We start from the raw sequence: 24,786 nt of genomic DNA, 5'->3' as shown, positions 1-24,786 counted from the left end.
AAAGCAAATTGCGATGTGGAAGTTTTTTAGGAGCATAAGATCCTGGTGGTACCTGGTCAAACAACTGACGCAGGTGGAAATCATAGGGATGTACAAAAAATCCTTTTTGGGGATGGCATGGATGTTTATTCTGCCCATTCTTGCTGTGATTATTTGGGTGGTCCTAAACGGAGCTGGAGTCGTTAACCCTGGAGAAACAGATATTCCATACCCGGCCTATGTTTTGCTCAGCACGTCGATTTGGGGCTTTTTCCTGGAAGCCTACAAGTCCACGAGCAATTTATTGACGAAGAACGGGCGTATGTTGATTATGTCCGAGGTGCCTTTCGAGCCATTGCTCATGCAAAAAATAGTGGTTCATCTGATTAATTTCATCATCCCTTTTGTAGTCAATATTATTGTCTTACTGGCATTTGGGGTACGTTTTTCTGCACTGGCACTGCTTTTCCCGATTTCCTTGGTCCCGCTTCTAATGCTCGGTATGGCCTTAGGCATGGTGGTCGCTATTTTTCGGATTATTATGGTAGATGTGGCCAACCTTATTGATGAAGGGATGAAGCTATTGATGTTTTTAACGCCAATTGTGTACACCCCTAAGATCACCTCCAACTGGTTGGAAGTTATTGTCAATTACAATCCACTGACTTATCTTATTGGTTTCAGCAGGGACTTACTTACCAGCGGCACTTTTTATATGCCCTTGCAATACCTTGTTTTTTCCGGTATTAGCTTTATTCTTATGGCACTTTCATTCCGGTTCCTGTTGAAATCAAGCTCCATTGTACTGGAACGCCTCATCAATAATTAATTGAACCAAAGCATATGGATGAGCACCTGTTAGAAATAAACCATGTCTCTAAAAAGTTTTGCCGCAGACTGAAGCGAAGCCTTTTTTATGGCATAAAAGATGTTGCCCGCCAAACTGTCGGCTTGCCGATAACGACGCAGTTGCGCCCGGAAGAATTTTGGGCCACCCATGAGGTCTCCTTTAAGGTCAAGCCAGGTGAGATTATTGCAGTAATTGGGGCGAACGGTTCAGGCAAGACCACCCTTATGCGGATAATTGCCGGGATTTACCAGCCAACATCCGGAGAGATTAAGTACCGGCAAGGATTAAAAGTAACGCCCATTTTTGCACTCAATGTTGGCTTGCGTAATGAGTTTACGGGTCTTGAAAATATGAAGCTGAAAGCGGCTATTTTCGGTATGACGGAAGCAGAACTGAAGCGAAAGCTGGACTTTATCATCGACTTTTCTGAATTGGAGTATGCACTTGATACACCGGTGGGGAACTACTCTTCCGGTATGCGGGCCCGGCTTTCTTATTCAGTGGCTATCGCTACGGAGCCGGATCTGTTTATTATTGATGAAGCCCTGGCAGTGGGGGACAGCCTCTTTAAAACCAAGTGTTACGAGCATTTAGGAGAATATGTACAAGAAAAAGAGCGTGCCGTCCTCTACGTTACGAACCGTATCCGTAAAGTAATGGCGCTGGCTAATCGAGTCTTAGTCATGCGGAGCGGGAAATTAATACAGGACGCTCACGATGCTAAAGACGCATTAGAGTATTACATCAATGATATCGTTGGCGATGATATGACTGAGCGGGTCAAGGAGATGAAGCTTAAAAAGATCCGGCACTTCGAAATGTAACTAATTCTTTCCGGTCGGAATAACTCTTCAAAACAAAATCGAAATGGCATTTTGGTCAAAGCCTGAGAAAAAGCCTCACTGTCTGATTACCATTACCACATCAGATTTCATTCCCGGGACATTGGTCATGTTGTATACTTTCTTCAAGTATAATAAGTGGTTCGACGGAGATATCATCATCTATGGCTATGGTTTATCCGATTCAGAAAAAAGCCTTTTGGAGCGTTTCCCTAATGTGCAATTTGCGGCGCCCCGGGAAGATCTGCTTCAGGCTATTGACAAAGTTGTGGCTGTTCGGAGAGATTTAGCACATAAAAAAATGGTTTTTTATTCTTTAAACCTGTTCATGCTCGAAGGGTATAAACGCTACATGTATATTGATAGCGATGTCCTGATCCAGGGTGATTTTGGGGAGCTTATGGACCTTGAGTACCCCATGATGTGTGTGCCGGACCGGGCTACTTATCTGGGGAAGGCTAAAGACGGCACTACTTTCCAGGTAGCACAGGCTCCAACGGAGGAAGACCACTTCTGGTACCGTACTTTCAACGCCGGTATCATGTTTTTTACAGATGAATGGGTGAATAAAAAGACCTATAAAGAATTGCTGAAGCTGGTCAACCCTGATTTGTATAAAAGCCTAAAGCGCCCCTCAACGGACCAGTACCTGCTCAACATGTATTTCCGAAAGGATTATCATGCGCTGCCCGGCACTTATAACTTCAGGTTAGGATTGGCGGATATCATTAAGGATCGGGAGGGGGACACGCTGGATACTGCCAAACTGGTGCATTATTCAGGTAAGAAAAACCCCTGGAAGCATATGCAAATGGAAAACAATCTTACCAAACAGCCGCTTTTTTACGAAGCTATGCTCAAGTGGATGGACGCCTACCAAGACTACTTCACATTTGTTAAGCAGATGGAGGAAGGACTAATCGATGTTTCTTTCTTCGGCAAGGTTACGCAGCGTTGAGCGCAGTTGCTCTGACTCCACCAGTGCCTGATAAAGTGCATCACCAACCATACCGTGTGCCAACGGGCTAAAGTGCCGGTCCCATTCCGCCAGGCATAAATCAATGGGACTGACGCCTTCTGCATTTTGAAACACTTGCGAGAGGTCAAGGGTGATGATACCTACTTCTCTGGCCATTGCCATCAGTTCATCTTTCTCCTCCAGGTCAAGATTGCGGTTTAATACCGGAATATATACCCAAACAGGGATAGCCCCCATTGCCTGGCAGGAGTCCCGGAAGGTCTCCAGCCCCCATTTGATGACAGCATCTGCCAACTCTTGAGCCTGTTGCTGTTTCGGCTCGGGTGTATTCGACAACTCCTGCAGTATTTCTTGCAGGTAGGGATATCCGGTTTTTACATTCCTGGTTCCCAGAATCTTAAGGTTTCGTATGAGGCGCAGGCGCTCCCGGTGGTGAGCCGTATAAATCACAATATCTGGCTGGTATCTGGGGATGAGCCGGTCTGTGGTCCCAATTTGCTGGGGCATGTGGTTATCTGGCATGGAAAAATTAAGAAGGTCGGCAGTGTCCCATCCCAAATCAGCGAATGGCTTTTCAGTATTCAGTTTGGATTCTACAATGGAAGCGAAAATCTGTTCATTCGGTACGCCTGCCCCCATTTCGATAGAGCCTCCGTTCAAAGCTATTCTAAGGTTCCCGGGACTTTGGTCCACGGTAAATTCATCATCACGGAATCCTGCGCTATTCGTTTTAAAGGGGGCCATTTTGAGCGTAGTATCCAGATTGGGTGTGATTCGCTTCAGGAAAATATCATTAGTAGGGGTATAAAAAGTGGTCTCAGAGAGATTTTTCCAGTTATCAGGTTTCTCCCGGTTGATTTCATCCAGCGGGCTTCCCATGAGGCTTTGATTTGGCAGTAGTGTTTCGTAATACCCTTTGAACATGTTTTCCTGGTCTGCAGCATTAAGCCTGGTTTCCAGCACGGGCGCCATGTCGAAGTTTAGTGTGCCCTGTATGCGCTGATTAATTCCCGGAAAAGCAAATATACATCCCAGCACCAGCATTGCCGTGATAAACTGAAGCTTGAATCGGGGTGGCCAGTAAAACCAGGAAGTGCCCTTCGGAATTTTGAAATAAAGGTATTGGATACCAATGCCAATTCCCGTTAAAACTGCAATTCCCAATACAATTGTTAAAGCCTGTCTGACAGAGACGGTGGTGAATAGGAGCATCATTTCTGCCCACTGCCGTATATCATTAGTGGTCCAAAAAGACCACAGCAGTGCAATGAACATAAAAGTCCCAATTACTGACAGAGCTACTTTTGCTGCATGTAAAGGCGAGAAAACGAGATGGTTTATTCTTTTCGGGCGGCGCGCAACTTGCATGGCTGCGTTGATCGCTACAACAATACCGAATACCCCCCAGAAAACAGCATCCTGAATGGTGAGGGGGAAACTGCCCCGAATCCAGAACCACTGATATCCGTGCAAAAACCAGTTGATAAAGAAAACAATAAGAATGGTTGCAATAATTGCAGGGGCCGTCCCTATGTGCTTGATTTTAAAAAAAATAGGGTAGTAAAAAACTTTCATGACGAAATCCCGCCAGTAAATATTAATCCTGCGCCAAAGATCACTAAAGTTTTGGGCAAAAAAGTAGTGTTGAAAAGTCGGAGGCAGGTCAAATCCAAAAAGGCAAATCACACCTGCTGAAAAGTGGAAGATCCCGGCAAGGCGTACAATCAGCGCATAACTTGCTACTAAAAACAGCAGCAAATCATAGACTGTAGCTATGGAAGAGGGGGGCGGTATGAAATAATAGTAGATAATCCGGTACAGGAACAAATGCAAGAGCCCGTTGGCGATCCATATAATACCCTTCTGGTAAGTTGCATATGCTGGTTTACGGTAGTAACTGTCCGTAAACACTTTGTAGTCTACAACCGGGAAAATAAAGAAGATCAGGTTGGGCAGCAAAAAGAAATAACTGAGCTGCATCCATATGCTCCTGGGCTGTTTCTGATGCTTCATTTCATGCAGAAAAGCAATCATGCGAAACATAAAAATACCACCAAGTACAGGAATGACCTTATTAGGAAATACCCCATTCAAAAACAGCATTGCGATTATCGCGGTGCACGCCAGGATGGTATATTGTTTGGTTTTCAGTGATACTGGCATCTGCGTGACCCCAAAAAGCCCCATGCCAAGCGCTAAAATCCAAATGCTCGTCTCTGCTCCCAGTATAATGAACAGCGCTGCAATGCAGAGAGAAAAGAAAAACGGCAATTTGTAGCGGATGGGAAGAACGATATGAATAGCGAACCCACCAATAATAAACGGCATTAATGCTGACAGTCCGGTTGAGCCCTCCAGTTTGAACAAATGGACCGCGACACCTGCGGCGGCAAGCGGTATTAAGATATTCAAAAACTCAGAAAGGTTGATATCTGCCGTGAGAGTATTGTTCGCTTTTCGCAGATACGTTGCTGTCCGGTTGAGCATCACAATAAATTGTTAAGTTGATTTTGCCTGGGTAAAAGTAAAGAGAAAAAACCACACAGCTTTAGTCACTGTAGAATATCAGGCTTTCTTCCCTTAGGGCGCCCCATATTAGCACCACATTGTAGCTTTAAATAGCTTGAGCCAGCTGTTCTTCATGGTAGTAGTCCATATAACAGCCTCCGAACCGGACCAGGCGCTCGAAAATAGCGGACCTTAAGCTTTCGTCGTACAGCTGGTTACGGTTTTTACTCTCAAGGGGGTGGTCAATATTGGCAGCTGAGGGCACAATCTTACCCAGTTCCGCCCCATTGCTTTGCACTATATCCTCATAGCGGATAAGCTGTTCTTTCCGAAGCAGGAGGTAAGGGAGGTAAAGTTCGTGCAGCAGGCGTACCTGCCGGTCCAGCAAGTCCGGAATGCGCTCTAATTCTTCAAACAGCGCGGGGCGCAGCCCTTTAAGCACAGTCAGGTTGCCTTTGGATACCGGCGCCTGAATGGTATTCCAGGAGGCAATGGTGGAGACCGGATTGCGAATGATGGTATACAGCGGATAGAGTAGGTTGAGGGGCTCCAGCAAAAAGGTAAAGTGCGCATTTTGCTTAATCACCAGCGTGAAGTCTTCCTGCAGGGGTTTCTCAAAGTGTATCCAATCTTTTTTTACCAGGCTGGCTCGTTTTCCCTCCTCCGCTTTCCCGAAAGGGTTAGAAGGAATGGCGCCGGCTTTGACTTTGGACAAAGCCTTACCCTCTGTGAGCAGGCTCTGCCGCATGGCTGCGAAAAACTGCTGCGTTTCCTCAAGTCCCTGTTCCTGGCTTTGGAACATACCCAGGTTCATAGGCTCGTGCAGCGTGATAGTGTTGGGCAACTGATTAAGCAGGAAGCAGCTTAGCGTTGTGCCGGAGCGTGGTGGCCCCGTGAGGATGATATTTTTACCTGTGCTATTGTCCATATTGGAAAAGCGATTGATCTGCCCAGAGCTCATCGGCCTGATGCAGGAGGTTCAACATGGATTGTTTCTCCTTTTTGATATCGTGGTTGGCTGTGATGGCTTTGCCTTGCTGTAGGAAAGGCTGCCGCTCGCTATCCGGCATTTGGAGTGCCCGCAGTATGGCTTCCATGAGGGCTTCTTCATTGTAATCCGGTTGTATGCAGGTCTTTTCGGGAATGCAAAAATCAATATTCCCAACAGCATAGGGACAGATGACGAGCTTTTCCAGGTACATACCTTCCAGGGCCGGCAGGTAGAACCCTTCTGCGCCCCGGCTGGCATCCAGCGGCAGATAAGCGACGATCTTTGCCCGGTTGAGCAGTTGGAGGAAATCCTGTCGGGTAGGCAGCAGGGGAGGGGTTTGCACTTTGATCTTCCACTTGCGCCACCGCCAGCGGTTTTTGCGTTTGAGGCGCTGTTCCAGCCGTTTGGCCAGCCCCGGGTTTTTTAACCCTACGATCAACAAGTCCAAATCCGGTTTGGAGTTAGGTTCAGGCAGTAAAGTAAAGTCGATGCTATCGGGTATCAGGAACACCGGGCCGTTTACGCCGTGGTCTTCCAGTATTTTTTTGCCGACAGAACTCTTGGCAATGCGTATGGCCGGGTGCTTTAGAAAAGCGTGCCTTTTGTCCGCCGGATTGGTATGCCTCGGTTGGGCGATGTTGAGAATGGGGACAGGCGGGTGTTGCCGTTCCGTATCGTTGAGGATATTCCAGTCGTGGCCGGAGAAGAAGAGTACATCGTCCGGAAGGATAGACCACTCTCCGATGCCCCGTTGGCGGAAAGGGCGCCAGACGTTGCCAGGGTTATCCACCCAAAGCGTTGAGGGGGGAAAGTAAACCTTGGGCTCAAACCGCTCTGAAGCCTGGAAATGAACGAACGCATCACGTACCTTCATCTGACCACCGCTCGTGCCGCCATTGGGCTTCGTCCAGGTCCGGTGAAATAGTACTCTGCGTTTGTCAGCCATAGATTTATCAGATTTTTCAGGGCATAAATTTAACTTTTTTAACTTAGGGCTCAGAAATAGATTTGCTTAATATGATATGGCTGGCTTCATTCCCTCGTTCGGGCAATACCTTTTTTAGAAATATTCTGTTTGAAGTTTACGGGTTGGAATCAAGTACGTTCCATCGGGAAGACAACTATCCGATGGACGAGAACTATGCCGCCTATCCCTTTGTGAAAACCCACCTGCTGCCTGATCAGTTGCCGGAGGAACACCGTGCTGCACCCAAGGTATACCTTGTTCGTGACGGACGGGATGCACTTGTTTCTTTGGCCCACCACCGAAAAGATATCATTGAACCAGGCACGGATTTCTACACCAACCTTCTGGAAGCAACGCTCGCGCTAGGTGGCAGTTACTTCGGTGGCTGGTCCGAGAATGTGAAGCAGTGGACGGCTGAGGCCGATGTTGTTATTCGTTATGAAGACTTAATCGAAGACCCGCTTCGCGAGGTGGAAAAACTCCGCAAAGTAATAGACCTTCCTGACCCCAACCGGGAGCGACTGCCAACCTTTGAGAAGCTGAAGTTTGGTCAGCCGCAGTATGGAAGTGGGACTACGTTCCTGGCCCGGGAAGAGGAGGTCGCAGCCCTTGCCCGGAAGAACTTTCGCAAGGGCAAAGCTGGTTCATGGAAGGAGGAGATGCCCGAAGACCTGCAGTCCCTGTTTGGCGAACTGCATGGATCGACGCTACAGGAGTTTGGCTACGGTAGGGGGGCTAATGAGGCTCCTGCCATGCAGCCGGTACGTGTACTTATGGAGGCCAATAAATTAGCGGATACGACTATGGATGGGGTCCGCAGGTATCAGGTAGAGCTTTTGCAGGCTTTGAATGCTTTACAATCGCAATTGCCCGAAAAGCTACTAGTCGATTGTCTCATTGGGGATAGCATTAAGCCGCTGCGTTCTGTTATAGACCTGATTAACACCGAAGCCAAAAGGGAAGGTGAATCGGAAAAAAAGCTATCCGATGAAGCTCTGCACCGTAGCGATCAGCCTTCAGGATATGAGCATATCCTGCTGCGGCTTAAAGCATGGCTGGCTGACAATCTCCCGCTTTTCATATATCAACCGCTCAGGCGGATATATACCCGGTTGCCCGCCCGTTCTTTTTTGAGCTGGGTGAGGGGGGCGGTGGGGCGGTATAAGGCAAGAGCGAGCCAACAGCGGATTATGCAGAACTATGACCTTATACATCTCCCTTTACCCCAGAATTACTTTTTCATCAAACCCTATACACTGCCGGTTATTGGTACAGTTCACGATTTGACCCATCTTATTTATCCTGCGTTTCACGAAAAACACAATATAAAACTGTCAGAAGCAGGCATGCGCTTTCTGGAGAAAAAAGCGGCTTGCCTGATTGCTGTTTCTGAAGCGACCAGTCGGGATGTCCAGGCCAGCTATGCCATCCCACAAGACAGGATAAAGGTTGTATACGAAGCTGCTAATGGTGATTTGTTCCACCCCGTGAGAACGGAACAGCGTTTACATCAGGTGCGGGAGCGGTACCAAATCCCTGAAGGGCCTTACCTGGTGAGCCTTTCAACCATAGAGCCACGAAAAAACCTTGCTAACACCCTCGCCGCTTTCCTGCAGCTTAAATCTACAGGAGCCTATGAAGACCTGACCTTTGTGGTGTGCGGAAAACGCGGATGGAAGGTAAGCACCCTTTACGATAAGGCGCACCCTTATGCCTCTTCCATTCACTTCACAGGTTATGTGGCAGATGAGGACCTTGCTACGGTGTATTCCGGTGCGGTAGCCCTGTGTTATGTAGCTCATTATGAAGGTTTTGGCCTGCCTCCTTTGGAAGCCATGCTTTGTGGCACCCCTGTACTTTTTGGAAACAACAGCTCTATGCCTGAAGTAGTGAGAGACGGTGGGGTCGGCGTGGATGCCGGCAGCGTAGGGGCAATCCGGGCAGGAATGGAAGAGGTTTTGCTTGCTGATGGAGCTGATCTGGGAAAGGCGGCATTGCGCCGGGCCAGGGCATTTTCCTGGCTGCGGACGGCCTATGAAACTTTTTTGACCTACCAGCAGGTACGTAAATAAAAATCAACGAAAAGCCTCTTTAACATTAAACAACTATGAAAACTCCAGTATCACAAAACCTCAACCGCAATCTAATCAGCGCATTTAGTATTTTCTGGGTGCTTTTAGTACTTATCGCATACTTTGGGTTCCATCCCTATTACTTCACCAGTCTGCTCATGATGCCCAATGCAGACCTTTTTGCTGCTAATACCGTTATTGCAGCAGGCGCCTGGGCATGGTGGGTTTTCAGTGGGAAGTCAGGGCGGACCCGGAAAGTGAACGGGCTTCAGGTTTACGGATTATTTTTGATCTTTCAGGTTGTCACGATACTTATCTTCAATAACCGGTACAGTATTTTTAATGACCCGGGCGGCCTTTGGCGCTTCATGGGGATGAACGTTCTGGTACACGGCTGTTTATTTTTACTCTATACCCTTGCTTACGTGGCCGGGCAGCCGGTGATGGCTTTGCTGGCCAACCGATATTCAAAAGGTACAGCAAGCTTACTCCGGGTGGCTACAGGTACCAGTTTTATCGGGTTAGGGGCATTTTTGCTGGGGGCTTTTCATCAGCTTAATACAATCGTTGCAGGAATTATAGCCCTTGGGGTTTTAGGATGGCGTTACCGGGAGAGTTGGAATCTTTGGCAGCGTACTTTATTAAAACAACAAGTCTACAAATACAAAAACCGTTGGTTGCAGTTACCTGTATTCTTCCTGTTGAGCACGCTTGCAGTCAATGGGATTGCGGCGATCAAGCCCTTCCCAACCGGCTTTGACGGTGCGGCCCTCTACATGAATACCACTCAGCTTATTGTGGAGTACAACGGGCTAACAGAGGGGGGGCAGGCCTACTTCTGGCAGCTTCTGCTGAGTCTTGGAGAAGTGCTTTTTGGCAAAGCTGTATTCTCAATTGGTATTGCCCACTTTTCTTTTTTACTCGTGCTGTTGGCTGCTTTCAGGCTGGCCCGGTTGCTGTTGAACCGGAGCTGGTCCTGGCTGGCAGTCTGGCTGGTTGCCCTAAACCCCAGCCTGAGTTTCCACTACCTTTACGATGAAAAGGTGGACCTGGGCTTTACCTTCATCACGCTGGCAGCAGCCCTTATGCTGATTGAGTTTTGGACGCGGGCTGCCCGGCCTGACGCTCAGGATGAATCTCCTGTCAAACTACCATTTGGCCTTTCGGCAACTCAGTGGATGTTGTTGCTTACAGGGTGGCTGCTGGGGTTTGCCTTTGGCATTAAGTACACGGGCTTACTCAGCATTGTAGCCATTTTTACGGTGATCGGTTACCGGTTTGGGAATTATTGGCTGGCGATGAGCCTGGTCACTGGTTTCTCCGGAGTACTATTCTTATTTGGGGGGAATAATTTCGGCTATTTTCCCTTTGGGGAAACAGCACCTTATGTGGTAGGGCTGATCGGTATTGGTGCCGCTGTTGCCTTGTTAGTCCCTGCCTGGATGAAAGGGGTAAACCTCAAATCCCTGCTGATGGCTTACCTGCTTTCCGGAGGAGCTGCATTACTGTGTTTCGCCCCATGGGGTATTCGCAACATGGCTGCCAATGGGGAGGTAGGCGTTCAGGCCCTTCTGGAGGCACCTTTTCCCACACCTGTGATTAAGGTACAGGCTCAGGCCATTGAAGTGGACTATCCGGAAAGGCTCATGGAAAACATAAAAAAACGCACTGCTGGCCTGGACATACAGCTTTCCGATGTCCAATTGGAGCAGATTAGCAACTACCTGGAGCAGGAAGAAATTACGGCTGCGGACAAATTGAACCGTGGCAAGCTTCTGCGTTTCGTGACAGATCAGGTCCTTTTACCGGAACAGCGGGAAAAAGCCATGGCGTTTGACCTCCGTGAAGAGGGCCTGGGCAACATAAGGCCAGAGATTGCTGAGACAACCGAAGAGACAAAAGATGATCTTTTATTCTCAGCCGGCGCCCTGGCAAAGAGAGAGGAGATACAACGCTATCTGGGGTATGAATCAGGGCTGCCCCTTTATGCCTCTCTGCCCTATGATTTAACCATGAATACCAATATTCTAAAGTCACAGTACATTGATATTGGGATTTTATTTCTGGTTTTATTCCCCATCTTGTTGTTTTCAGGAGGGAAAAAAAGTCTAGCTCCAAACCTGGTACTTTCTGTACTATCCATTCTATTATTTATGCTTGGGGTGTGGACGGTAGACCATCAGGAAGGGCTGGCAGTAGTGAAGGAGCAACTGCTGGGGAGCCCTCCGCCTGCTTACGAAAATTTTGTTACCGGCATATGGGCTTCCCTCAACGATACTGTATTGCTTGCAGCAAGGCCATTAGCGCCATTATTCGAGGCCGCATCCGGCATGGCTTTCTCTGGTGTTTTTGCAACACTGCTATTGCTGGGTGGTATTACCGGCTGGCTACTTAAGGCCCGCTGGGGAGGCAGTACTGAGAAAGCACGCTATCTGCTCTTGTTTACAGTAGCTTTTGGTGCGCTTTGGTTGCTCATAGGCAGCGGTATTTCCTGGTATGGTTTCCCGATGCTGGTTACCTTAATGATTTTCCTCGTTTATGGAGCGCAGTCTATTGGCTTTGAGTACAGAAGCGTTCGGTCATGGGCAGTAGGCGCCACCCTGGCTGTTTATATTTTAATGAGCTATGCTTTAGTTTTTATATCTGCTTTGCAGCCTCCCAAAAATGCAGGCCTTATTTATCAGGAACCGGTTCTGCGTTCTTTTGGAGAGGGGCTTAGCGCCAGTAAGACCCTGTCTTCATTCAAACCTTATTTAGGAGAAGCCATCGATTACATCAATCAAAATAAAGAAGATAAAGTCTACCGGGTGGGCACCTTCTTCAATTATCATATTGATTACAACGACCGCCGCGTACTGGAGGATAATCAGCTGGGTAAATACGACGAAATAATGCGGGCACTGGATGGGGCAGAGGATGCCTTTATCGATTTACTAAAGGCAGAAGGATTCCGTTATATCCTGTTCGATATGAATACGGCAAGCCTGGACCGTACCCCCGAAAAGACCCTGACGGAAAAAACCCGGCGTTTTTCGCAAATGCTCTTTACGTCACCCAAAGTCAGGCTGATTTTTACCGATAATGTAGTGAAAGGTGAACCCGGTGAAACGGTGCCGTTGGGTAAGCATCGTATTTCCGGACGGGCAGGCATCAGAGGGGAAACGGTTTACCGGGGAAGTTATTTGTTGTTTGAAATCAACTAGATGAGACCAGGGCAAAAGGATAGGGAGGGAAAAGCCAGTTGTGCCAGACCTTTCCCTCTTTGAAGAATTAGCTTTACTTTTTTAGCATAGCTTTTTGTTCGTCTGTCAGGATTTCTTCCTGTACTTGCCGGAGTATCTCCGCCCTTTTTGCTTTAAGGTTTTCTGGTGTAAGGTCGTTTTCGCTGATCAGTTGCCGTAAGGCTGTGTCCTGATCTGCAGAAAATTTGATACCCCGTTTGTCTAAACCTTTCTTGAGTTTAGTAAAAACGAATTCATCCGCAGATTGCCCCTGAGGAATAACCACTTTGGATTTATCAGGATTGGCCTGGGCGGCAGGTGCTTCCGTTTTAGCGGTTGTTTCTGTTTCACTATTATTGTCCGGCGCATCTCCTGAGCAGGAAACCAAAATAATGCCCAGCATGAATGCAAAAAACAAGACAAATGAATTTTTCATTATCGTTGGTTTTGTATGGATGATTAAATGAGCGTCAAAATAACTCAATTCCTAGCAATCAAACCGAATACAGCCGGGATTTTTACAGCCGTGCCATCTCTCAAAAGCAGGTTGGTGTTTAAATACCCGGTACCGTGCTGGTTTAACCGATATTGTTTTTGGTTAAAAAGCCGGTGTATCTCCTCCTCATCCACGCCATGGGGCGGTAAATTACTGATGAAAGTTTCCTGTACCGCATCCGGCAGCTCGTGAAAGGAATTGGTAGCGGAGCGGAAATAGTCCCTGATGTTTTTACCCACTTCGATCAGGTACAACGCACCTTTGTCGCCAATCAGGTGTAACAGGTTGGCAGCGGCTTGTTCCCGGTCAGCTTCTCTGATTTGATGAAGCACCCCCCGCATGTAAACATTCATGTCTCCATGGGCCTGATGCAGCTGCTGTGCGAATTCAGGGGAGGCAAGGTCCCCCACTTCAAAGAGCGTATTGGCAGCAGGTGTGTGTTGCTTTGCGATTTCTATAGCCCTGGGGGCTGCATCGATCCCAATTACTTTGGAGTAGAACCTGGCGAGGTACCTGGATTGCTCTCCGGTGCCACAACCTATATCCGCTACGGTGCCGACCCCCTCGAAAGCGGAGCCAAAAACACGCTGGTCTTCGAGCACTGACTGTTCGGGTGGGACATCCCAAAGCGCTTTACCACTGGCATAGGTTCTATGGTAGAATGCATCCCAGTATTTTCCGTACATATTCAGTATTTGAGGCCGGCAACCTGGCCGTTTGCAATATTAGGCTCCATTAGCATGGCTGTAGAAACGAATGCTCTTTTTACGCATGTGTATCTAAGCAGGCATCAGGCACACTTCTTCCATTTTGGCTTCGTCAGCGTGGCCGGTCAGGCTCTTAAACTTCTCAATCATTTCCGCGCTCTTTAGCGTCGCTATTGCTTTGAGGTACCGCTCGTGATTCTTAAAGAAATCACCGGCCAGGATCAGGTGCAGTATGGAGTAGGCGGTTTCAAACTTCCTGAAACCAAAGTTCCGGTCTACCGTAATATCAGAAAAGGCAATGGAGTTAGGCTCATAAAAGGTACAAATGAGTTCTTCCACCACCTGATAGCCACCGGAAATATCCTTGTAAGCTTCTTCAAGGCGCTCTTTGCCTTTGCCTTTCAGCATTTCATCAATCCCGCCTGAGACCAGCTTCGCGCTCATCATGCCGAGGTAAATGCCGCTGGAGAAGATAGGATCGAGGAAGCCACTGGCATCACCAACGATGGCAAACTGATCATCAAACTTTTTCTCACTGTAATAGGAGAAATCACCATTACTGGCCACTTCGTCAATCATTTTGGCACCCTCCAGGACAGACATCACCGCTGGTGAAGACTGCACTTCCTGCAGGTAGAGCGCTTTTTCCCAGCCATCACGTCCGTGCTGGGCCATCAGCCGTTTGCGCTCCTGTTTGGCATAGCTCATATTGAGCGCCACACCGATACTCAGGCTGTCTTTGATGGGGATCATCCAGATCCAGCCCAGCTTTTCTCCGCCCAGGTGGACAATTTTGATGTTGCCGTTAGCCAGACTGGCGTCCAGCTTCGTATCTACCCAGTGTGCTGAAAGGGCCTGCCGCACATTGAGCCGCTTAAATGGCTTTTGTGTGCCGAGTTTTCGTGCGACAAAAGCATTCTGCCCACTGGCATCCACTAAAAAGCGGGCTTCAAATATTTGCAGAGCACCGTGATCAATTTCAGCAGTGACTTTGACGCCCTGCGGCTCAAAATCCACGGCCGTTACTGTTGCGCCCTCGATAACGGTGGCGCCATTCTTTTCACTGTTTCTCAGCAACAGATCGTCAAAGTGGGCACGACGGGCATGAAAGGAAAGTGCCTGCGGACCATCAATGACCCGGTTGAAGCACCAATGTGATTCCTGGCTGGCATCCGCATTGGAAAACGTAACCCCGGGTTTTCTGGTAAAGCGGGCTTTCATTTCTTCCAGCAAACCCAGTTCTTCAAAGAGGTCGTAAGTGAAGGGAAGCATGGACTCACCAACGTGTTCGCGCGGGAAATGCTCTTTTTCCAGCACAAGAACGTCATATCCAAGACGGGCGAGGTAAGTGGCTGTGGACGAACCGCTTGGCCCGCCTCCAATAATGATAATGTCTGCTGAGGTGTTCATGATAAAGATGGTTTACAGCCCTATCGACTGAGCTATGATTTGTTTTTGTATTTCGGACGTGCCAGAGTAAATGGTGCTGCTAAGTGCATCTGCCTGCGACCGGTTAAAGTCACCATCAAGATATTGCTTTTCCCCTAAGCAGTTGCAAAGGGCTACTGTCATTTTTTTGTACAATTCACTGATGAGTAGTTTAGAGGAAGCTGCTCCTCGCGGATTAGCCTTCTTTTGGCTCAGTTGCCACGCCTGAGCGTACCCGTTGATCCTTACTGCGTCGAGCTGGGCCTGCCAGTAGGCGATTTCCTGCCGGACGGCTTCGCCGAAGGCGCCTGCATCAGTGTTCTTAATCAGCTTGGCCGCTTTGTCAAGCAATCGCTGCATATTGCCGATATGTGTAGCGCCGAGACAGCTCCGTTCCCACTCCATAGACCGGTTGAAGACCAATGCGCCACGGCCTACCTTACCAATGATAAAACGATTTTCAACAGGGGTTTGATCAAAAAAAACATCTCCCAGCGGGCAAGTGTGCAAGCCTGCCTTTTCAAGAGGGGCTCCGGTTGAAAAAGGGTGTTTTTTGCGATCGATAAGGAAGGCGGTAATGCCTCCCATGTGTGCCCGTTCAGGGTCATTGGCAGCGTAAGCGACCAGCACATCAGCAACCGGCGCATTACTGGAGAAGCACTTGTTGCCGTTCAGCATGAAATCTCCGGATTCAAGAGGCAGGGCGGTCGTTTGCATACTAAAGGCATTGGAGCCTGATGCCGGCTCGGTCATCGCATTGGCAGCAGTAAGTGCCCCATTGGATAAACCAGGAAGGTACTCCGCTTTGAGTTCTTCCGTCCCAAACAACCAGACCGGCACTGTACAAGCCAGCAGATGGGCGCTAATTGCAAAGTTGAAGCCGTTGTCTTCGGAATGATAACCCAGGGTTTCAAGCGCGAGGAAAACATCCATTGCATCCAGCCCGCGCCCACCGTATGTCTCCGGGATGGCGAGCCCCTGCAGCAGCTGCTCACCGGCCTTTTTCCAGGCTTCGGAGGGGAACGTTTTTGCATCGGGATCAAGTAGGGGAGCCAGCTCCTGCCTGATGAATTCGGCAAGAGATACCTGAAGCTGCTGCTGTTTTTCCGATGGTGCAAAAGAGTACATTATAGCAGTTGCTTTAGGGCCTGATAGTCGGTTTTTTGACTGGAAGTCTGTGGGATTTCCGGCAAGTGTACAAACCGGTCTGGCAGCATGTATTCCGGTATCCGGCCTGCCAGAAACTCTGTCAATAAGGTATGGGGCAGCGGGCCTTCCGGAGCTACATAAAACACCCATATCGCACTTACCGATTGTTCTTTTTCCAGAGCCAGACAGGCGGCCTGAGCGATAGCTTCATACTGGTGCAGGGCTGCTTCTATCTCGCCAAGTTCTATGCGGTACCCCCGTCGTTTGACCATTCTGCCCCGGCGCCCGCGGTACAGGAGGTCACCATTTGAATCTACTTCCACCAGGTCTCCGGTTTTGTACCACACCCGTTCTTCGTGTTCTACCATCGCCTGACGAGTCTGCTCCGGCATACCAAGGTATCCGGCCATTACAGAAGCACCACTCACCAAAAGCTCGCCACTACCAGTAAGCTCACTGCTAATGCTCCCATCCTCCTGTAGTATAGCGCACTGATCATAGGGGCAGGGCTGTCCGATAGGATAGGGGGCTTGCCGGTCGTCTGTACCGGTTGGCGGCAGCGGGTGCCAGGTGCAGACGTTGGTTTCGGTAGGGCCGTAGAGATTGTAAAATTTGGCTGTATGCCATATCTCCTGCAGGGCTCTAAGCGCAGGAATAGGAAAAACCTCTCCCGCAAAAAGTACTTGACGGAGTTTGCTGTGATCGTACCGGCCAGCTTTCCCGAACCGGGGCATCAATTGGAGAAGGGTAGGAGTGGCATAAATCGTAGTCACACCATATTCTGCTATATAGCTGCTGAGGAGCAAGGGGTTTTTGGACTCTGATGGCGTAAGGAGCAAAAGTGTACAGCCCGCACTCAGTCCGCCAAAGATATCAAAGATGGACAGGTCAAAGTGGAGGGGCGCAATGGAGGTGAGCGTATCCTCCGGCCGTAGTACAAAAGTATCACGAGCCCAATCCACAAACGCAAGAGCTGCTGTGTGCGTGACCATCACGCCTTTAGGTACGCCGGTCGAGCCTGAGGTGTAAAGCACATAAGCCAGCCCTTCAGGTAATTTTAAGCCGGATGCCTCTGCAGCAGACCGGTACAGAGCAAGGCCTTCGACCGTACCAGAAGGACTACTCAGTACCGGGAAAGGATTTTCGGCCATTTCTCTGGTCAAAATAACCTGAGCCTGGCTTTGCTCAATGATGAATTGATTCCTTGAATCGGGTGCATCCACATCCAGTGGCAGGTAGGCAAGTTCTGCCATTAAAATACCCAGGATGGCAGCGATCGCTTCCGGCGATTTGTCCAGATAAAGGGCTACAATACTGCCCTTGGGCAGAGAAAGTCTCTCAAGCGCAAGGGTTATCCCGCGTGCCTGAGCATAGAGTTGCCCGTAAGAGAGGTTTCTTTTTTCAAATGGAAATTGAATCGCAACACCTCCAGGGTTATTTGCAGCTTGCTGAAGAATGTCTTTATGCAGCCTTTGCACTAACTTGTTTCTGATTGACGAATGCCTCGATAATGTTTAGGGAGTCAAGGTTTTCCGCGGTCACCTCATGTGGCTCAAAGCTGATGTTGAAGGTTTTCTCCAGGTACTCTACCAGCATGAGGGAGGATATGGAATCCATGATACGGTCGCTAACCAGCATGGTGTCGTCTTGTAATTCCTCAGGCTGTAAAGGCAGGTTTAATTCATTCAGGAGGTAGTCCCGCAGTTGGGCTTTAATATGTGCCATGTTGTTTATGATTTGTTTTTAGCTCCTTTCGGTGTAGGTCTGAATACCCAAACAAATGTCGCTTTACTTACAAAAGTATTTATATTTCGTGAATTTGCAAAGGAAGCCAAGTTGCTTCTGACGGATAATTCGATTCGCCATATTTCAATAGGCAAAAAAAGAAATCCGGAAGAATTTAACAATGTATGGCTGTTGCCTCGTTGATCAACAGGGAGTCTTTTTCAGTATCGTAGCCTTACCGCCTCTTTCAGCTGAAACAAATATTGGAGCATGTATTATAAGGTAGGCAAAGACAACCGGCTTGATATGGCAGGCTATATTCATCCGGGTTAGTATCCAAATTTGGTCTAATGGGAACAAAACCGGGGCATTATCTGTATTTAAAGGTAAGCAACAGCGAATATTCTCTATTTTCATATTAGTGTAAAAACTAAAGGAAATTGGCGAATCTGTTAAGATTGCTTTAACATTTAACTTGTTTTCGTTAACTTTGCTTTGCAATAAACGCACAATCGAGGTGCCAACCTCTGAAAATATATAAGAATGTATATTTCGAAGAAGGCAACTTCTTCTTAATAACAGTCGGGTGATTTCTTACAAGAGCGGGTCTTTATGACGCCGCTCTTTTTTTGCCCGGTGGGCAGGGTTCCTGCCGTGGATTTGCCAAAAGGCATCGTAAATTCCTTGCAGAAACCAAAAAAGCTCTATTTTAGCCCATGCCTCTGTGACCAAATTTTACCAAAACAAACGTTAAACTAACCAAACTAAATTATGGACCAGTTTCAGCTCAGTGGGCTCGACATCGGTATTATGTTGGCCTATGCCGTACTGATTATCGGGTACGGTATCTACCATGGTAAACGCGATAGTTCTGAAGATTACTTCCTGGCCGGCAGAGGCATGACCTGGCCGATTGTGGGGATTGCCCTGTTTTCTGCCAATATTTCCAGTTCCACCCTCATTGGCCTGGCGGGAGATGCCTACAAAACCAATATCCACGTCTACAACTACGAGTGGTTTGCAGTGGTGGTTCTGATTTTCTTTGCCATCTTCTTCCTGCCGTTTTACCTGAAATCGGGTGTATACACCATGCCCGAGTTTCTGGAAAAGCGGTACGACCGGAAATCACGGTACTATTTCTCCTTCATCACCATCGTCGGTAATGTCATGGTGGATACAGCGGCTGGCCTTTACGTCGGCAGTATTGTGCTGAAGCTGTTGTTTCCGGCATTGCCGTCCTGGCAGATTATTCTCATGCTGGCCATTGCCGCAGCGGCCTACACGATACCCGGTGGGCTTAATTCCGTAATCCAGACCGAAGTTATTCAGGCGATTCTTCTGGTCATCGGCTCTTGTTTGCTGACCTACTTTGCCTTTCAGGAATTCGGTGGCGGATGGGGCGATATGATGGTTGCCCTCACGGAGCGCCTGCAATCAGGCAGCGTAGCCAGCGTGGAAGCCGCCCGGGCTGCCGGGCATTTTGCGCCCAGTACTGCTGAGGAAGCCTTCAGCCTGGTCCGGCCGGGCAATGATGAGTTTATGCCCTGGTACGGTTTGCTTACCGGTGTGCCGCTGCTCGGGTTTTACTTCTGGGCCAACAACCAGTTCATGGTACAGCGGGTGCTGGGTGCCCGCGACCTTAACCACGGCCGCTGGGGTGCCCTCTTTGCCGGATTGCTCAAACTGCCGGTCATCTTTATCATGGTGGTACCGGGTGTGCTGGCCCTGCTGGTCTACAACGAACTCGATATTTCCGGTTTGAATTACATTACCGCAGATGGCACCCCTTGTCAGGACCTTTCTGAGTGTGCCAACCTGACTTATCCGGTATTGCTGATGCAACTGCTGCCTTCCGGTATCCTCGGGCTGGTCGTCGCTGGTTTGCTGGCCGCGATGATGTCTTCCGTATCTGCGACTTTCAACTCCGCCTCCACGCTAATCACCATGGACTTCGTGCGCAACATCAAGCCCGATATGACCAGTAAGCAGTTGGTTCGTGCCGGGCAGATTGCAACGATCATCCTGGTGGTGCTGGCCGCTGCCTGGGTACCCTTTATTGAGAAGGTGTCCGACTCGCTCTGGCAGTACCTGCAGCTGGTGATCAGTTATACAGCGCCTCCGGCAGTAGCCACCTTCGTACTTGGCCTGTTTTGGAAAAGAGCCAGTGCCAGAGGGTCAATTGTGAGCCTGTTGTTTGGCTTTGTCTTCGCGGTGATTATGCTCATACTAAAGGTCTACGTAGGCGGGCTGCCCGAAGGTGAAGCCCCGGCTGGCTGGATTGCCGCCCTTACCGATATCCACTTCCTGACCATGGCTTTCATCATGTGGATCCTTTGCCTGATCGTGCATGCTCTGGTGAGCCTTTCTTCTCCCGCTCCAACTGAAGAGCAGGTCAACAGCCTGACCTGGAACCGCCGATTGTTCCGGGAAGAAACCGAGGAACTGCGCAGCCTGCCCTGGTACCAAAACTATCGTTACCTGGCAATTATCCTGCTGTTGATTACGGCGGTGGTGGTGGGGTATTTTTGGTAGTGGGTGATCTGCCGCCGGCGTACTGGTTGTTGGCGGCAGATTTAGGAGGAAACAAGAATTAAGCTTTAGATTGATCAATAAGAACTGACACTTAATTTTTCAAGTTTTCTAAACTCTATTGCATAGTTCACAATAAAAAAGTATATTTATGTGAGCAAAATTAACATGAAACAGTGGTCCTCTGATTTCTCTCTGTGTTAATAGACTCTCTCCTTCGTAACCAACAATTCTTATCATATGAAAACTTTTAAGTATTCTCTAATCCTTTTTTCAAATCTACTATTTGGTACTATGTGTTTTGCTAGTAATCCATGCTTGGTAGGTGATCCTAACACCTATATTACAATAAATGCGCCTATGGGTTCTACGACTGCAACACTTAGTGATTTTATTAGCCCTAACGGTCCTCTACCTGCGGGGGGGGCAACTTAATGTTTTGGTGAACGATGACCTTCTTATTGATGTTGACTATGCATTTGAGGCAGGATCAAATATCATTTTAAACCATAACGTAATTGTTTACATTAACGACGGCAGTATATTAAACAACATTGCTCCAACCCTTACAATTACGCAATCTACAGTTCTTCCTTGTGGCGGTAGTTGGCGTGAAATCAGAGTTGATGAACCTTCCGCTGGATTGATCATTAAAAACTCAAATGTGTCAGGTAGTATTAATGGGGTAATAGCAACTGAAAGCACATCGCTTCAGATAACCAATTCAAGTTTCACAGATTTTTCGAAATTTGGTTTTAGAATTTCGGGGCTTCCTAACCAAGTCGAAAGTCCTAGCAATCAACTAACCTTTACCGGCAATTCATTTACTGACATCAGAAGACCTTTACATTTAGAATACATTGATGCCCCAATAAGTATTGGTCAGGATAATAGCTTTATAACTGCACCACCATTTTTCCCTCCATTTACTTCGGATGAATTAACAGCCATAACAATCAATGACTGTAGAGCTGTATCTATCGCAGAAAATAACTACATAGAGAGGTACTATGCAGGAATATTTACTTACGGTGCCCCGGGAACTAATAATCATTTAGTAATTGATGGTTTAGAAGTCAATGGTCTTTTAGCCAATTTTATAAGTGATTCACATGCCATATGTACTCGTTGCCCGTTTGACCAACTGACTGGGATTGGTGCAGGAGTCAATTTAAGGGTACAAAATTCATCTTTTCAATCTGTTAAAGAGACAATACGTGCTTGGGTTCCAGATGGTGGATATTTTCACATGTTGGATAATGAATTTACTAATAATGGAATTTATAATCCTACGTTGGATTTAGGAATTGGGTATTTAGCTGTTATTAACGGAAATAGCCTTGGTTCAATCCAAATACATCGCAATAGAACTACAAATAAGGCCTTTGGTTTAGGCGTACAATTAAATACGCCATTGTGGCATGCAGGAAGGACGGCGCTTACAATTGAAGGCAATGATTTTACTACAGATATAGATGCTTGTTTAGAATTATCATTACTGTCTGGAGGGATCATTAAAGATAATATTTTTAGATCTCTAGGTACGGATGTTATTTATTCTATAAATACAGATCGGATAGTTATTTTGGATAATCACGTAACTTCTACTTTAGGCAATGGCCAAGGTGACGGAGGGATTTTCCTGAATAACTGTCAATCTTGTTTCTTATCCTGTAATTACACTCAAAATGGAGGTGCAGGTCTTTCTTTCTTTGAAAATTGTGATGGTGCAACCATTCTAAGAAATACCATGAATAACCATATACGTGGGTTGAGTGTTTACAGTGTAGATGGAGTTGGGCTAGTAGGGCAACAACCTTATCATGAGAATGTATGGAACGGAGGCAGTACTGCAGAAGCTTCATTAGAGTCAGTTTTTGTTCCAAACATCCCATTCTTTTTTAAAATAGCTAACCAATTTACTGTAGGCTCAAATACGGGTAATCTATGGCCCTCCCCAATCATTCCGACTCAATCTAGCAATGGTACCAGTACTGATTGGTTTCATCTTGATCCGAATGGCTCTCTACCCCAGGCCTGTTCAGAGTCAAATGAAGAGCCGATAGAACGAATGACAGCTTTTGATAAAGAAGGTATCATTGGTGAAGGTGTCATGTTCCCCATAAATTCGGAAGGGAAATATAGAGATGCAACTTTTAACTTATATCGTAAGTTGACGGATTACCCCGAATGGCTAGATGCAACTAACCAAAGCTGGTATAATAGTGTCAACACGACTTCTTTTCAAAGTAGATATGCAGTTTATAATAAACAAAAGCACCTGGAAGACCTCGTTGAACTTGCAAACTTCAGTACGATAAGAGACGAGTTATCGGATGCTTTAGTTGAAATTGCTCAATGTGATAATGGTTCGAATAATAACAATAAAGCTTTACGTATTGCAGATGCTCAACAAAAGCAGGACTTACTTATCGAAGCAGAGCAAGTATACCGAAATGCATTGTTATCTGAAATAGAAGCTATTCAAAGTGATTTGGAGAATTGGGTGCCTGAAGAACCTGCTGATGATCTATTAAAGCAAGTTTTGACAATTTATTATGACAATTTATATGTGCCATTTAATGATTACCCGCAATCAGATCAGGAAATTATAGCGAGCACTGCGGGACTTTGTGTTACAGAATATGGTGAAGCTGTTTATTTGGCGAATGCTATCGCAAACACTTTATTCGAATATAATGCAATTGAGGCTTGCTCTGGACAATCCGCTTTAAAAAAGGCTAACGTCCCATCGGTAGCTGAGGGAGTGAATCAAAAGCAGTTATCAGTATATCCCTCCCCTTCAAAAGGATTTGCTACTGTTGATGTTTCTGTTAAGCAATCAGCCTCATTGAGGGTGTATAATCTAATTGGGCAAATTATCGAAAGTCAAATGCTTGCAGAAGGGGATCAAAGTTTAAGATTAGACCTAAGTACACAAAACGATGGGATGTACTTGATTGAAGTACAACTGAAAAACGGGGAACGTTATGTTGAAAAATTGCTCTTGCAACGATAAAAGAGCTTTTACCCATAGGACTGATTATGCACAGCTAGTCCTATGGGTTTTTCTCTTTTCTTTAATATTGCCACGAGTTGGGGAATCGCAGAATCATGATTATATCTGGTACTATGGATATAATAACGATTGGGAATTTCCGACATTTCATGGAGGAGAAATTAGTTTTATCACTAATCCTCCAACGGCTTCACCAAAATACAGACCCGTAAATATGCAATTATATGGTCATGTAATGGCAGATAGTACCGGCACAGAAGTGTTGTACTACAGCAATGGTCTTCATATTTACAATAGAGAGAATGAGATTATGCTCAACGGGGATACTATCAACTACAACACCTGGTGGGAAATATGCTATCCCAACCCTTATATATCTTCACTATCAGGTTTGTCCATTCCTTATCCTGGGCGGCAAAACGAATATTTATACCTTCATCAGCCCATCGAACCAAGGCTTGACACTGTTTTCCTTCCTATGGATGGTGTCTCATACACCCATATTGATATGCAAGGGGATAACGGATTAGGAGAAGTTTTATCCAAGAATAACAAGCTATTTGATGGATACAGCTCTCCGCTTGGGCTGACCAAAACGGCTGACAATTCGGGATGGTGGCTTGTGCATGGTACTTTCGCAGACTCTATTTACTACACTTATTTGATAGATAGCCTTGGTATACATCTGACTAGTGTAGATACCTTACCAGCAAGTTATTATAATTTGTTTGATTTGCCATTATTCCATGACTACCGGCACGCTGGATTTTCTCCGGATGGAACTAAATTTGCAGTCTTCGACAATATGCACGGCATCATACTTTTAGATTTTGACCGATGTGCTGGGGAATTGTCAAATGCTCGTTTTTATGGGATAGATGGAGCAAGTGCTTCTTCAAGTCTAGTGGCTTAAGACATAAATAATTGATAATTTTAAACGTTCTTTGACAGAAAATACCATGGGAAGAGGCCAAGCACCGGCTGCCCCAATCCCGATGACTCTACTACAAAAGGAGATATTGCAGGATATAGGGCGCCGGCATACGACAAGCCAGCAACTAGCCAAGCGCATCAAGCTATTGCTAATGGCCAATCAAGGACAAAGCAATTCCCACATCAAAAGGGAACTGGATATTTCACTGAATACGGTAAAATCCTGGCGCAGGCGCTGGGAGGCAGACTATGATAATTTGGTATCCTATGAATCGTATTTGGAGAATCAAGAAGTGAGCCCCTTGGATTTACGCAAACGTTTAATCAGTACGTTAAAAGACTCGCCTCGTTCGGGAGCGCCGAAAACCATCACCTTAGCCCAGGAAACAAC

18 protein-coding genes are annotated in these 24,786 nt (G+C 47.1%); 9 read left to right on the top strand and 9 right to left on the bottom strand.

Translation table 11 applies throughout. The annotated features are described in order from the left end of the window. The first annotated feature begins 13 nt into the window (after positions 1-13). From IX84_RS24820 to IX84_RS24810, 3 genes are read left to right on the top strand one after another with little or no spacing between them, the layout of a single operon-like run. Positions 14-808, top strand: a complete 795-nt coding sequence (locus IX84_RS24820) for an ABC transporter permease (RefSeq protein WP_044227416.1) — start codon at positions 14-16, stop codon at positions 806-808. A 14-nt stretch (positions 809-822) separates the two neighbouring features. Then, positions 823-1,653, top strand: coding sequence for an ABC transporter ATP-binding protein (locus IX84_RS24815; RefSeq protein WP_052516375.1), 831 nt, complete (start codon positions 823-825; stop codon positions 1,651-1,653). A gap of 43 nt (positions 1,654-1,696) precedes the next feature. After that, positions 1,697-2,629 carry a glycosyltransferase gene (locus tag IX84_RS24810; protein WP_044227413.1) on the top strand — a complete coding sequence of 311 codons (933 nt, stop codon included), beginning with the start codon at positions 1,697-1,699 and terminating at the stop codon, positions 2,627-2,629. On the opposite strand, the gene IX84_RS24805 is transcribed toward IX84_RS24810, so the two are convergent. The 3 genes from IX84_RS24805 to IX84_RS24795 all read right to left on the bottom strand — a co-directional run bounded on the left by IX84_RS24805 (position 2,588) and on the right by IX84_RS24795 (position 7,095). Next, positions 2,588-5,062: an MBOAT family O-acyltransferase gene (locus IX84_RS24805; RefSeq protein ID WP_152605231.1), complete on the bottom strand. Its 2,475-nt coding sequence runs from the start codon at positions 5,060-5,062 to the stop codon at positions 2,588-2,590. The two genes, IX84_RS24810 and IX84_RS24805, sit on opposite strands and share 42 nt — an antisense overlap. Before the next feature lie 202 nt (positions 5,063-5,264). Next, a complete protein-coding gene (locus IX84_RS24800; RefSeq protein WP_044227408.1) occupies positions 5,265-6,086 on the bottom strand; it encodes a sulfotransferase in 822 nt (273 codons plus the stop codon). Continuing rightward, positions 6,076-7,095, bottom strand: a complete 1,020-nt coding sequence (locus IX84_RS24795; RefSeq protein WP_044227406.1) for a glycosyltransferase — start codon at positions 7,093-7,095, stop codon at positions 6,076-6,078. The genes IX84_RS24800 and IX84_RS24795 overlap by 11 nt, the downstream gene beginning before the upstream one ends. 71 nt (positions 7,096-7,166) lie before the next feature. On the opposite strand from IX84_RS24795, the gene IX84_RS31505 reads away from it, so the two are divergent. Continuing rightward, positions 7,167-9,188 carry a glycosyltransferase gene (locus IX84_RS31505; protein WP_052516374.1) on the top strand — a complete coding sequence of 674 codons (2,022 nt, stop codon included), beginning with the start codon at positions 7,167-7,169 and terminating at the stop codon, positions 9,186-9,188. Positions 9,189-9,223: 35 nt separating this feature from the next. Beyond that, positions 9,224-12,391 (top strand): hypothetical protein, encoded by a 3,168-nt coding sequence (locus IX84_RS24785; protein ID WP_044227404.1) that lies wholly within the window; start codon positions 9,224-9,226, stop codon positions 12,389-12,391. A 73-nt stretch (positions 12,392-12,464) separates the two neighbouring features. Here the strand turns inward: IX84_RS24785 and IX84_RS24780 are convergent, their stop codons facing one another. The 6 genes from IX84_RS24780 to IX84_RS24755 all read right to left on the bottom strand — a co-directional run bounded on the left by IX84_RS24780 (position 12,465) and on the right by IX84_RS24755 (position 17,914). Then, positions 12,465-12,893 carry a hypothetical protein gene (locus IX84_RS24780; protein ID WP_152605229.1) on the bottom strand — a complete coding sequence of 143 codons (429 nt, stop codon included), beginning with the start codon at positions 12,891-12,893 and terminating at the stop codon, positions 12,465-12,467. After that, complete coding sequence (locus IX84_RS31500) at positions 12,890-13,591, bottom strand: class I SAM-dependent methyltransferase (RefSeq protein WP_052516373.1); 702 nt, start codon at positions 13,589-13,591, stop codon at positions 12,890-12,892. The genes IX84_RS24780 and IX84_RS31500 overlap by 4 nt, the downstream gene beginning before the upstream one ends. A gap of 93 nt (positions 13,592-13,684) precedes the next feature. Beyond that, positions 13,685-15,022 carry an NAD(P)/FAD-dependent oxidoreductase gene (locus tag IX84_RS24770; protein WP_044227399.1) on the bottom strand — a complete coding sequence of 446 codons (1,338 nt, stop codon included), beginning with the start codon at positions 15,020-15,022 and terminating at the stop codon, positions 13,685-13,687. 12 nt (positions 15,023-15,034) lie between these two features. Continuing rightward, a complete protein-coding gene (locus IX84_RS24765; RefSeq protein ID WP_044227396.1) occupies positions 15,035-16,168 on the bottom strand; it encodes an acyl-CoA dehydrogenase family protein in 1,134 nt (377 codons plus the stop codon). After that, a complete protein-coding gene (locus tag IX84_RS24760) occupies positions 16,168-17,667 on the bottom strand; it encodes an amino acid adenylation domain-containing protein (RefSeq protein ID WP_052516372.1) in 1,500 nt (499 codons plus the stop codon). The genes IX84_RS24765 and IX84_RS24760 overlap by 1 nt, the downstream gene beginning before the upstream one ends. Continuing rightward, entirely contained in the window at positions 17,651-17,914 is a 264-nt protein-coding gene (locus tag IX84_RS24755; protein ID WP_044227394.1) for an acyl carrier protein, read from the bottom strand. Before IX84_RS24755 ends, IX84_RS24760 begins: the two co-directional genes overlap by 17 nt. A gap of 771 nt (positions 17,915-18,685) precedes the next feature. On the opposite strand from IX84_RS24755, the gene IX84_RS24750 reads away from it, so the two are divergent. The 4 genes from IX84_RS24750 to IX84_RS24735 form a co-directional block, all read left to right on the top strand. After that, a complete protein-coding gene (locus IX84_RS24750; RefSeq protein ID WP_044227391.1) occupies positions 18,686-20,446 on the top strand; it encodes a sodium:solute symporter in 1,761 nt (586 codons plus the stop codon). Between the two features lie 349 nt (positions 20,447-20,795). Further along, the gene (locus tag IX84_RS24745; protein ID WP_044227388.1) at positions 20,796-23,462 is read left to right on the top strand and encodes a T9SS type A sorting domain-containing protein; all 2,667 of its coding nucleotides are present in this window, start codon (positions 20,796-20,798) and stop codon (positions 23,460-23,462) included. After that, entirely contained in the window at positions 23,434-24,375 is a 942-nt protein-coding gene (locus tag IX84_RS24740; protein ID WP_152605228.1) for a hypothetical protein, read from the top strand. Before IX84_RS24745 ends, IX84_RS24740 begins: the two co-directional genes overlap by 29 nt. Before the next feature lie 82 nt (positions 24,376-24,457). Beyond that, positions 24,458-24,786: helix-turn-helix domain-containing protein (locus IX84_RS24735; protein WP_160213923.1), on the top strand; the 329-nt coding region annotated here is incomplete at its 3' end.

Origin of the sequence: Phaeodactylibacter xiamenensis, assembly GCF_000759025.1 — a bacterium.
Lineage (GTDB): Bacteria > Bacteroidota > Bacteroidia > Chitinophagales > Saprospiraceae > Phaeodactylibacter > Phaeodactylibacter xiamenensis.
Note: the sequence above shows the minus strand (reverse complement) of the source record. Positions and strands in the feature narration are given on the sequence as shown.